Here is an 11355-nt window from a genome sequence, read left to right as displayed (position 1 = left end):
CAGTTAAGTGATGGGTAATTTATACTTGTGCAAACAAATATTAACTATATTGCATGAGTAAAATGGTCAACACCATCGTGGTTTTGTTAATTACAGACGAAAAATAGGACTTTTTGTTGTGGAATTAAAATTAAAATCATGCCACTAATTTTAAATTACTGTGAAACAGTTAATTATATTTTGTATGAATATTTTTTTAAACTTTTTTAGGACAAGCAGCTTCATTCTTTCACTCATTTTTATGGTCTCTTGTGAAAGTGCAACATCTTCCAACGAACCACAAGTATCTGTATCAGAATTTGCAGAAATCAAGAATACTCACCCTAATGCTATTATTATTGATGTAAGAACACCTGGAGAATATGAGCAAGGTACAATGGAAAATGCTCAAAACATAAATGTGAAATCAAGTAGTTTTAAAGAAGAAGTAAAAGATCTTGATAAAGAAGCAACCGTGATGGTTTTCTGTAAAGGCGGTGTTAGATCTGCAAAAGCGAAAAGCATTTTAAAAGAAATGGGTTTTGAAAATGTCGTGGACCTGGAAGGTGGTTTTGATGCATGGAAAAGTGGAGGAGGAAAAGTAGTACATCAAGAATAGATCAAACTTATACTTCTATCATAATTATCAATTGGTTTTATGCGTTTGATATAATTACTTTTGTAATGTTCAATGATAAAGCCAAAGGAACTTAATTATTCAAAAAAGACATTTATGAAAATTGTAATATCACCAGCTAAGAGTTTAGATTACGAAACACCTGTACAAACAAAACAGGAGTCGAAACCAAAATATTTAGGTCAATCTGAAGTATTAGTCAATTCTTTAAAAACATTGTCTGCTGAGCAGATAGGTGATTTAATGTCGATTAGTCCCAAATTAGCAGATCTAAATAAAGAGCGATTTGATAAATGGAGAAGAAGGTTTAAACCTGAATCAGCACGTCAAGCACTTTTTGCATTTAAAGGTGATGTGTATGTAGGATTAGATGCTTATACTCTTAATGAAAATCAGATTGACTTTCTTCAAAATAATTTAAGAATATTATCGGGTCTTTACGGAATGTTGAAGCCATTGGATTTAATGCAACCTTATCGATTAGAGATGGGGACGAAGTTCGGTGTGGAAGATCATAAGAACTTATATTCTTATTGGAAAGAAACTTTAGCACCTGCTTTAAACAAAGAAATGAAAAAGGGTGAGGTATTAATTAACCTTGCTTCTAATGAGTACTTTAAAGCAGTAGATAAAAAGCAGTTAAAAGCTGAAATTATTACTCCAAATTTTAAAGATAGAAAAGGAGATCAATATAAAATGATCAGCTTCTTTGCAAAGAAAGCAAGAGGTTTGATGGTGCGTTATATTGCAGATCATAACATTACTGACCCAGAATTACTGAAAGGCTTCGATTATGATGGATATATCTATAACGAAGACTTGTCTAAAGGAAACGATTGGGTGTTTACTAGAGGGTAATGTAGGTAATAAGTAATAACTAATAGGTAATAAAGAAAAAGTAAGGGTTTCTTCAATAAGTATTTTGGAGGAACCCTCACTTATTTTATCAAGATAATTTCTATAAATTGTATCCGATATCAGTGGGAGGCAAACTAAAACTCCTAATTCCTAACTTCTAACTCCTAATTTTTTAATGCATAGACGTCATTTTTTACAATTATCTTCCTCTGCATTATTGTATTATTTAAGTGGATGTTCGTCTTCTGATGATCAGTTGCCTTTTGATATAACACTTCGTTCTGATATGGAAAGAGGTCATACATTGTTTCAAAAGAAGCCCTATCTACATAAAGATCATTTGATAAACACAGATACAATAATTATCGGAGGAGGAATTGCCGGTTTGTCTGCTGCATTTGCTTTGGGAGAGGAAGATTATCATATTTTTGAGCTATCCGACCGTTGGGGGGGAACGAGTAGTGCGGAAAAATATCACCAAAATTACTTTGCACAAGGAGCACACTACGATTTAAGTTACCCGGAGAAGTTTGGTAAGGAAGTCTTACAGTCCTTAGAGCAACTAAACATCATTCAGAAAGAAGGACAGGTCTATCATTTTAAAGATAAAAAGTACGTCATCCCTCAAAAAGATTTGATGTTGTGTAAATACGGTAATCAATACCACAATTACGTCCTCTTTAATGAGGAAGAAGCTACACAGTTTTATCAACTTCTGCATCAATTCGATGACAAGATCACATTGCCTTCACGACTTAACGATGCCTCTATTCAAGACTTAAATCACATTACGTTTAAAGATTGGCTCATTCAACAAGGAATGGAATTTTCAGATGTATTTTGGGATGGAATCAATTACCATATGTTGGATGATTATGGAACAACCATAGACGAAGTGAGTGCATTGGCAGGGATAAGCTATTATTGCAATCGACCGCATGAAGACGAATGGGCAGATGTTTTTTCACCACCTCAAGGGAATGCCTATTTTGTTGATAAATTTGAGCAAGCTATTCCAAAGAAAAAAAAGCATCTCAACCATATTTGTCGTTCCATAGCATTTGATGAAAGGAATAATCACTTTAAAATAGAATTGATTGATTTTGAGAAGAATGAGATTCAAAATGTGATAGCAAATAAAGTAATTTACGCTGCCCCAAAACACACCTTAAAGTTTACCTTCAGTGAGGTCTTAAATAAAACAGACTATCTGATGCAAACCTCGGGTTGGGTGGTTGTAAATTTGGTTTTTAAAGAAGGAGTAGAATTCCTAGGCGGACTATGGCAAAACGAAAATCTTGAGACTTTTGATGGGGAGTATTTAGGGTTTGTGGACAACATCACACAATATGAGGAGGCAAACAGAATTCTAACTGCTTATTATTGTTTTGCACATCAACAGAAAGAAAAATTGGTAGATATACAGAAAACTCCTAACTTATTGGTTCGTTATACTTTGGAAAAAATAGCCTCTTTTTTAGACTTAAAAACAACTGATATTACTCCCAAAATTGAGCAATCTTTTGTACATCTCATGGGACATGCAATGCCTAAAGTAGGCGTAGGGTATTTGGGCAATGATCTTAATATCGATCGTAAATACAAAAACTTTGTGTTTGCAGGTGTTGATAATGGTCGTTTACCTTTTTTAGTTGAAGCTATTGATTCCGGTATAGTTGCCGTACAAGAACTTAAATCATAATTTATAGACTGACATGGAAAACATTACAGAATTTAATTTAGACGTTTGGATCGCCAGAGGGGCGTACATTATCCTTTTTAGTGTTATGCTCGTTATAGCACGACTATTAAAAGGACTCTTCATTAAAGACAATGTAAATAAACAACTAACAGATAAAGATAATTTAGCCTATAGCATCAGTATATCTGGATATTTTTTAGGGGTGGCCATTATCTTTTTTGGAGCAAACATTGGTTCATCACAAGGGTTAATGAACGATTTGATATCAGTAGGTTTATATGCCTTCGGAGGTATCATAGCGATGTTCATTTCTCGTTTAATTAACGATTTTATGATTTTCAATCGTGTGGACAACATGAAGGAAATTATTGATAATAAAAATATCTCAGTAGGTATTGTTCAATTTGGTACTTATGTCGCAACAGGCTTAATGATTGGCAGTTCTGTTTCTGGAGATACAGGTGGATGGCAAGAAACTATTTTGTTCTTCATTTTTGGACAAGCATTCTTAGTTTCTTACCTGAAAGGGTATATCAAATTCTCTCGTTTTCATATTCAAGACGATATTAAGAATAACAATGTAGCGGTTGCCTTAAGCGTAACAGGTAAAATTATAGCAATAGGTTTGATTGTGATGTTGACATTATCACATGATTTTATTGGATGGAAGGAAACATTCGTCACCATGTTTATTGATTGTGCATTGCTTACTATTTTGCTATTCGTATCTACTTACTTATTTGATAAAGTCATCATTCCTAAATCGGCTTTATACCACGAACTAGTAAATGATAAAAACGCTGGTGTTGGTCTTATGGATGGTCTTTTTGCTATTCTATTTGCAGTATTGATGTTTTTCTGTTTCTAATCAAAATCTAGAGGTTAAAAAGCCTTGGTGGAAAATTTGGTAAGCCATAAAGGTAAAATAAAGAACAAAGTGATTTGATGTTAAACAAATATATTAAATCACTTTATTTTTTATATATGTTAATGTGTTTTTAAACCTTTTTGATATTATTTTAGTGAAATATGGTTTAAATTACCGTTGGTTAATATAATTTCACTCATTTTAAGTTTATCAAATAATGATCGAATATTGTTAAATTTTAACTGTTGTATTTCAATCATTAATATGATTAAACAGATGTAGCTTTAACGTGAATTCTCTCGTAGTTTTAAACAAACTAATTTATTATGCTACGAAGAATAATTATACAACTGTTCTTTTTATTTATCCCTTTGTTTTCAATTTCTCAAAATTTAGAAGAAGCTAAAAAACAAGATCAAGAAGACGATAACCGATATTTTATCGGTAAGGATATTAAAATAGTTGACGGTAATGCAATAGACGCTCTAAGGCTAATTCCTTCTGTGGATGTGGATGCAGATGGAATTGTAAGTTATAGAGGGAATACAGGCGTGCAGGTATTTATCAATAACCGACCAGCAAGTCAGTCGGGTGATTATGGACCTTTATTGGAACAGATCTTTATTCAGGATATCAAATACATTGAGATCATTGCCAATCCTTCTGCTCGATACGATGCAGACGGAACGGCGGGTATTATCAATTTAGAGATTGATCGTAAAAACATGAATTCTACCACCACCAATGTGATGTTAGGTGTTGGTAACAACGATAAATACGATGCAGGTTTAGGCTTCAGCAAAAACACGGGAAAACTATCTATTAATGCAGGTTACAATTACAAGCAAGAGAATAGATATCAAACCATGGATGCCGAACTTCTAAACTTTGATGATGATTATGAAAAGGCTACTTACCAAGATTATTATGGAGATAACTTCTTCGAAAAACATAACTTTCAGGTAGGAGGTCAATACGATTTTAATGATCAGCATTCTTTGAGTGTTTCTTCCAACTTCGCAACAACAAATTTCTATAGAGGAGGAACATTAGCCACAGAAGAATTTGAAGGTGATGATCACAATATTTTTAGTCAATACAACAATCACTTCGGAGAAAAGCAAGTGATGGACAACCGTTTGGATTATGTGTACAAAACAAATAACGACGGGGAATTGGCGACGAGTTTGGCTTGGGCAACAGGTCAGGTCGAACATCAAAAAAACATTGGAGAACACGAAATTAACGATACCGATGTCACTTTTAATGATGCTGCTTTCCAATTGGATTATCAGCAAAAGTTAAAGAACGGCATGACTTGGGAAGCGGGTGTAAAGCAAACCTACAGAAATAAAACTCAAGGTCTGATGGTGTATGGTTACAGTGAAAACAAAGATGGTTTTCTACCAAACGAAGACCGTAGCAATGTTTTTACATACAACGAATATGTTTCCGCTGCTTATTTGATGTTGTCGGGTAAGAAAAATAAGTTCTCCTATCAATTAGGAGTAAGAGGAGAGTATACATACATCAATACTTTCTTGGAAACCGATGCAACAAAAAATGTAAACGACTACTTTAACCTTTATCCGAGTATCAATTTGAAACAAGGATTATCGGAACACGATCATTTGTACTTTTCTTACACTCGAAAAGTGGAACGACCAAGTATGCGAATGATAAACCCGTTTGAGGACACATCAAATCCTAATTATATCCACAAAGGAAATCCAAATCTAGATGCCACTTTCTTAGATATTGTCGAGTTAGGATATGGTATTGATCAAGAAAATTATCAATTGAAATTTTCAACCTTTTACAAGTATTACACCGATCCTGCACGTTGGTATACTTTCGATGGTGAAGGAGACTATATGGTCAATACTGTCATCAATATGGATCATGCAATTGATGCTGGGGTAGAAGTAGTAGGAGATGTGAAGCTATTAGATTGGTGGAATGTGAATGGTAATTTTACTGTATTCTATTCTGAAGTCGATGGAACATCAATTGATCCTGGAAATTACCAACAAAATGTCAATTGGAGAACCTCTTTAACATCGAGTATGGAGCTTTGGAAAGGGAGTCAGTTACAAATGCAGTTTACCTACATTTCCCCATCATTCAACCCACAAGGGACAGTAGATGGACGTTATTTTATGAAAGCCTCTTTATCTCAAAGCGTAAATAAAGGGCAAGGAAGTTTGATCTTAACAGTAGATGATATCCTGGACTCTCAACACTACACGATGTATAGAGATCAGCCGACGTTCTCAGAACACAAAGTATTTGAGTGGGAATCGAAAGTAGTCCGTTTGATGTTTAGATATAGAATTGGTGGAGGAAACCAAAAGGGACCTCAAAAGGCCCCTAATGCTGGAATGGATGCTAATTTATTCAATTAACATCAAATTATTTGATGGGAGAGTAATGAATGATTTCTCCGTTGAGATAACAGTTGTCGACATGTAATTTAGAGACATCATCACTAACAATTGGAGGGCGTTGGTCCTCTTTCAAAGTAGTCAACTTGATGTCCTTCACATATACATTTTCCATATGTCTTAGATAAATTCCTGAAGCTGGTAGTGTTCCTAAAAGTGAAAATTCTGGCCACCAACCTTTCATAATTTCAGGAGTTAATTCGTTGATGTTGGTCTTTTCTGCATCTTCTTTTGTTCCTTCACCCGATATAGTGAATTGAATATTATTCAATGAAATATTTTTTACCATTCCTTTAGGTAACCCCGTCATCACTATTCCCGAATTTTTATCCAACATGCTGTTATCAATTTGGAAGTTCTCGAAGGAAATATCACCCATATAGTTCATAGGGTACAATTCCTCATGAGCATCAACACAAGCTCTTTGCTGACAAAAAGTAAGGAAGATAGGTCTTGGAACGCTAGTCATGGTCAAATTAGAGAACGTCATATTTTTCATGATTCCACCCTCATTCATTTGAATTTTCAATCCACTATCCTGAATATTTTTGAAGGTACAGTTCGATACATTCACTCTTTCAAAATTACCTCTTGATAACAAACCAATACGAATCCCTGCCCACTTGCTTTCAAAAATACAGTTGTTTATGACAATATCGTAGCACCCCCTTTCTGGATCAGAAGCTTGTAGACAAATAGAATCGTCGCTTGTGTCGAATGAACAATTGGAAACCATTACGTTTTTACATCCATCGAAATCAAGACCATCACCATTGTGGTTGACTCTACTTTCTATAAGAATTCCTTCCACAACAATTTCATCGCAATTGATCCAAGCAGACGTCCATGCAGCAGGGTGAATTAAATTTACATTTCTCATTTTGATATTGCTACATTCCAAAAAGCGAATAAGCATAGGTCTTCCAGTTTTATTGTTGAAGTTTTTAGGGTGACCATTTCCATCGATCGTTCCGTTTCCTTCAATACTGAAATGGTGTGCATTCTTAGCAAAAATGAGACATCGATCCATGTGTGGCTCATCTTTATACATGTTTTTATGCGTATCTAAAGCATACTGATTGATATCGGGACTTCCTCTTAAAATTGCTCCATTTTCTAAGTATAATGTGACATTGTCTTTAAGATAAATCGTGCCGATCAAAACTATTTTTCCAGAAGGGATAATCACTTTTCCTCCTCCCTCAGCATTACATGTGTCAATGGCTTTCTGAACCGCTTTAGTATCTAAGGCGATACCATCTCCCTTTGCTCCAAAATCAAAAATAGAGTAATCTTTCGCCTTTACAGAAAAGCTTAAAAGTAATAAGGTAAGGATAGCTAATTGGTAATATTTCATTTCAAAAAATTGATGTGATGATTAATACATCAAATGTAGAAGAAAGAGAGGAAAGGTCGGGGGATGAATTTTATGTTTCTAGGGGTTGGATTTTGGAAAGGGTAAAATCGAATGGATGGAGGTCTTTTTATTAGTTAAATGATGGAGATAGTTTATATCATGGTAAGTTTTCATGAAAAAACGAGGTAATTTAAAATTAAAATCACCTCGTCTTTTTCATAAATCAAAATTGATTAAATCTCATCAGATACTTTTTCAAAATACTGGTAGGTGATGTTGTCATTAAAGTTTTCAATAACCAATTCATCTGAAGATAAAGTGATAATTCTAGGCTGATGAATGTTTTCACCTACTTTGAAATAAAACTTGCCTTCCTTTTTCAAAATCTTATAAGGTTCTGAAAAATCCTTGAGATACTCTTTTTTATACTGCATATAGTCGTCTGGATCAATATTAGTCGGACGTCTGTAATTTGTCAGCAAAGAGTCATTTTCGAATACAAGGATATTATAGTTCTCCTTGATTGTGTTTTCGAACATCCCCTCAAAAAACTGAGCACGCATTTTCTTTTCCATAGGCGGCATATCTTCTGCAAAAGATTTTAGATTCACTTTAATGTTGGTAAGTCTCCAAACGCCATTCAAATTGACTTTATCAGATTTTTCTTTTGAACATGAAAAAGAAAATGCAGAGATCAAAAGTAAAAATACAAGATGCTTTAGATTGAAATAGTTCATTAAATAAGAGTTTTAGTTAAAAAAATTAAGTGAATATATTTGATTTAGAAGAATACAACAAATGCAAATAATGGTAAATAGTTAGAACTCAAACAAAACATTAGCGTTTTATTAAGTACACGAATCTAAATTACTATTATGAAATCTATCAAAATTTTATTTACCCTAATCTCTGCATTTATATTTTTTGGTTGTAGTCAGGATGAAAACTTAACACCTGATCAAGCACCAGTAGAATCTCAGATAAACTCGTTATTTTCGTTTACAGATTTTACTAAAAATGGAGTGGTTGATATTGCAAAAAACGAAGACGGTTCAGTGAATATTATTGTTGAATTATCTCAGCCTGCTTCAGAACATTATGAAGTAAAACTTTATGAAGGAATGTTGGACGCTGACCTTGAAGTTCAATCCATTTTAGATTTATCCCCAATAGAATCAGGTCATACGATTTCTAGTACAGATGTATCAAATACGTATTCTTATGAGGAATTAATGTCAGCAAATATCCACCTTAGAGTGACTCAAAATAATGATCATGATGTAAAATCCGCTACTGATTTGGGAGCAAATGCTTTCAAAGCATCAGAAATAAAAACATATCCAATAGTAAGCAATGGAGATGAAGTGGGAACATCAGCTTTTATTCCTAGAGAAAATGGACCAATGATGGTCGGTGTATCACTTTATTATAAAGATTTTGAATATGGTTATGAGATTGATATTTATTCGGGTACAGCCCTTGAAGGAAATAATGAAAATGTATTGATCGATTTAATTGATATCAACGAGAGAACAAGTAAATCGAATTCATATACCAACCTTGATGAGGGATATGCCTTACCGATTGATATTGAAGACGGTTACTTGAGAATTGATAGAGTTCCAACTCATCAAGGAGAGGAGTATTATTCGAAAACAGATATTGGTGGGAATGAATTAACAGGTAGATCTATTAGTTATGATTTTGATCGCCCAGGTAGTGAAGATAGAATTAATGGTTGGGTGAAATTAGAAGAAAGAGTTAATGGTAATACTTTATTCTCATATCAAATGACTGGTGAAGTGATTCCATCATCAACATATGCAGTTAACTTAAACGATAATAATTATATTCTACATGGTGAAAATGTTGCAAGTTTAGGAAAGTTTCCTGCCAACTTCGAAGGCGTAACTTATGCAGATGTTAAAGGTTTAAAAGATGGTAGTGCTATCAGTTATGATCAAATCATTGAAGGTACCTATTCTGTAAGAATGAATAAATCTAATGATCCAGATTATAATGGAAAAGAAGTATATGCAGTGTCGGATATTGGTCAGGCTGCATTGACTGATACAATGTATGAGGCTGATATTACATTTACTCATCCCGATTTTATGAATGAGAACATGAATGTGAAAATCTATAAACGTTTAAATGGATTCACTCTATTGGAAGTTGAAGGTAGTGATTATGCTGATGATAATATTTTCCATGATCTTGAATTGTATACTGGTAAAGATCATGAATCTCAATCATCATCAAAAGTAGCTTATATGATCTCAATAGATCGTTATTATCATGGATATAGAGAGACATCACCTTATGAGGATCCAAATAACAAAGAAATCACTTTCGATGAAATGATGGAACAAGGTGGTCATTATAGACTTCTTGATTCCGACGGAGAAGAAATTGGTTATGCAGTTTTACCGAACTAGAAAATTGTTTAAAATATCAAGATTATTTCCCTGCTGTTTAGATATGGCAGGGATTTTTTATATCAAACAACTATATTTTTCTTACTTTTGATGCTACGATTTTAATCAGAAACCAAATGACCAAGAAACCCTACGATTTATATACCACAGCAGAAGATAGTCTTAAAGGTGATATCAATTTATTAGATGGTGACGAACGTAAACGCTATAAACGCTTTTTAACTGATCAGAAGAAAGAAGAATTTCTAATGGGCCGTACGTTTCTAAAGCATTGTTTATCTAAACATCTAAACATACCTCCCAAGCAAATATCATTTAGTTATTCTAAAAATGGTAAACCTTATCTTTCTTCTATTTATGGAGCATCTGTATTCTTTAATTTATCACATAGTAATGGGTACTTTGTGGTAGGTATTAGCAATAAGGAACTAGGGGTGGATATGGAGCCTATCACCAAACTGGACGAAAAGAAACTAAAGTGGTTTTTGTCTCCTCAGGAATTAAAAGAGGTAGAGTCTATAACGGACGAAAACCAACGAAAAATGTCTCTATTCAAGTTATTTACCATGAAAGAGGCATTTATTAAAGCGACAGATAAATCCTTTGTCTTATCTGATTTTTCTTTTTGGTTTGTGGATAATGAATGGAAGCTTCAGGTGGAAGATACGCATTCTTGGAAGTTCGATACTAAAATGATCGGTAATGAAATTACGATTGCGATCTGCTATCAAGAAGACTAAAAAATAACAATCAATTCTCTGACAATCTTGGCGAAAATAACAAACAATAAAAAAGAAGTGACAATACTTAAAGCAATTGCTTCCTTCTTAAATAAGCCTAGATAACAGTAGATGTCAGTAAATTTGATACTGCCAAAGATGATGAATAACAAGCCGGAAATGATAGTGACTATTTGTTGCATAATTTTAGATGAGTAACCGAAGTTATATTTACGATTATTTAATACGTTACAAAGGTTGACGCACCATATCTAAAAATAGTTGTTAGAGGGTAAACATTTTTTGGTTTTTTAAGATACAATACTCATCTATTTTTTGATTAGCATAATGTT

The 11355-nt window shown here is 33.6% G+C and carries 9 protein-coding genes; 7 read left to right on the top strand and 2 right to left on the bottom strand.

From position 1 onward, the window contains the following. Positions 1 to 241: 241 nt before the first annotated feature. The 5 genes from MY04_RS09140 (at position 242) to MY04_RS09120 (ending at position 6449) form a co-directional block, all read left to right on the top strand. A complete protein-coding gene (locus tag MY04_RS09140) occupies positions 242 to 598 on the top strand; it encodes a rhodanese-like domain-containing protein (protein WP_066213167.1) in 357 nt (118 codons plus the stop codon). Between the two features lie 114 nt (positions 599 to 712). After that, on the top strand, positions 713 to 1474 hold the full coding sequence (yaaA, locus tag MY04_RS09135) for a peroxide stress protein YaaA (protein ID WP_066208861.1): 762 nt from the start codon (positions 713 to 715) through the stop codon (positions 1472 to 1474). Between the two features lie 175 nt (positions 1475 to 1649). After that, on the top strand, positions 1650 to 3176 hold the full coding sequence (locus MY04_RS09130) for an FAD-dependent oxidoreductase (RefSeq protein ID WP_066208860.1): 1527 nt from the start codon (positions 1650 to 1652) through the stop codon (positions 3174 to 3176). Positions 3177 to 3189: 13 nt separating this feature from the next. Then, a complete protein-coding gene (locus MY04_RS09125) occupies positions 3190 to 4044 on the top strand; it encodes a DUF350 domain-containing protein (RefSeq protein ID WP_066208858.1) in 855 nt (284 codons plus the stop codon). Positions 4045 to 4370: 326 nt separating this feature from the next. Further along, positions 4371 to 6449 carry an outer membrane beta-barrel family protein gene (locus tag MY04_RS09120; RefSeq protein WP_066208856.1) on the top strand — a complete coding sequence of 693 codons (2079 nt, stop codon included), beginning with the start codon at positions 4371 to 4373 and terminating at the stop codon, positions 6447 to 6449. 7 nt (positions 6450 to 6456) lie between these two features. Here MY04_RS09120 and MY04_RS09115 read toward each other — a convergent pair whose 3' ends face one another. Next, positions 6457 to 7845, bottom strand: coding sequence for a glycoside hydrolase family 28 protein (locus MY04_RS09115; RefSeq protein ID WP_066208852.1), 1389 nt, complete (start codon positions 7843 to 7845; stop codon positions 6457 to 6459). Positions 7846 to 8078: 233 nt separating this feature from the next. Beyond that, positions 8079 to 8582 carry a hypothetical protein gene (locus tag MY04_RS09110; protein ID WP_066208851.1) on the bottom strand — a complete coding sequence of 168 codons (504 nt, stop codon included), beginning with the start codon at positions 8580 to 8582 and terminating at the stop codon, positions 8079 to 8081. A 138-nt stretch (positions 8583 to 8720) separates the two neighbouring features. Here MY04_RS09110 and MY04_RS09105 point away from each other — a divergent pair, with 138 nt between their 5' ends. After that, complete coding sequence (locus MY04_RS09105) at positions 8721 to 10283, top strand: hypothetical protein (RefSeq protein ID WP_066208850.1); 1563 nt, start codon at positions 8721 to 8723, stop codon at positions 10281 to 10283. Between the two features lie 116 nt (positions 10284 to 10399). Next, on the top strand, positions 10400 to 11023 hold the full coding sequence (locus MY04_RS09100; protein WP_066208848.1) for a 4'-phosphopantetheinyl transferase family protein: 624 nt from the start codon (positions 10400 to 10402) through the stop codon (positions 11021 to 11023). The last annotated feature ends 332 nt before the right edge of the window (positions 11024 to 11355 follow it).

Origin of the sequence: Flammeovirga sp. MY04 (assembly GCF_001682195.2) — a bacterium.
Classification (GTDB): Bacteria; Bacteroidota; Bacteroidia; order Cytophagales; family Flammeovirgaceae; genus Flammeovirga; species Flammeovirga yaeyamensis.
This window is presented reverse-complemented; position numbering and strand designations above follow the sequence as displayed.

Excerpts from the sequence above, each read along its gene's own strand:
- MY04_RS09140 (WP_066213167.1), top strand. The coding sequence starts at position 242 with ATGGTCTCTTGTGAAAGTGCAACATCTTCCAACGAACCACAAGTATCT.
- yaaA (WP_066208861.1), top strand. The coding sequence starts at position 713 with ATGAAAATTGTAATATCACCAGCTAAGAGTTTAGATTACGAAACACCT.
- MY04_RS09130 (WP_066208860.1), top strand. The coding sequence starts at position 1,650 with ATGCATAGACGTCATTTTTTACAATTATCTTCCTCTGCATTATTGTAT.
- MY04_RS09125 (WP_066208858.1), top strand. The coding sequence starts at position 3,190 with ATGGAAAACATTACAGAATTTAATTTAGACGTTTGGATCGCCAGAGGG.
- MY04_RS09120 (WP_066208856.1), top strand. The coding sequence starts at position 4,371 with ATGCTACGAAGAATAATTATACAACTGTTCTTTTTATTTATCCCTTTG.
- MY04_RS09115 (WP_066208852.1), bottom strand. The coding sequence starts at position 7,845 with ATGAAATATTACCAATTAGCTATCCTTACCTTATTACTTTTAAGCTTT.
- MY04_RS09110 (WP_066208851.1), bottom strand. The coding sequence starts at position 8,582 with ATGAACTATTTCAATCTAAAGCATCTTGTATTTTTACTTTTGATCTCT.
- MY04_RS09105 (WP_066208850.1), top strand. The coding sequence starts at position 8,721 with ATGAAATCTATCAAAATTTTATTTACCCTAATCTCTGCATTTATATTT.
- MY04_RS09100 (WP_066208848.1), top strand. The coding sequence starts at position 10,400 with ATGACCAAGAAACCCTACGATTTATATACCACAGCAGAAGATAGTCTT.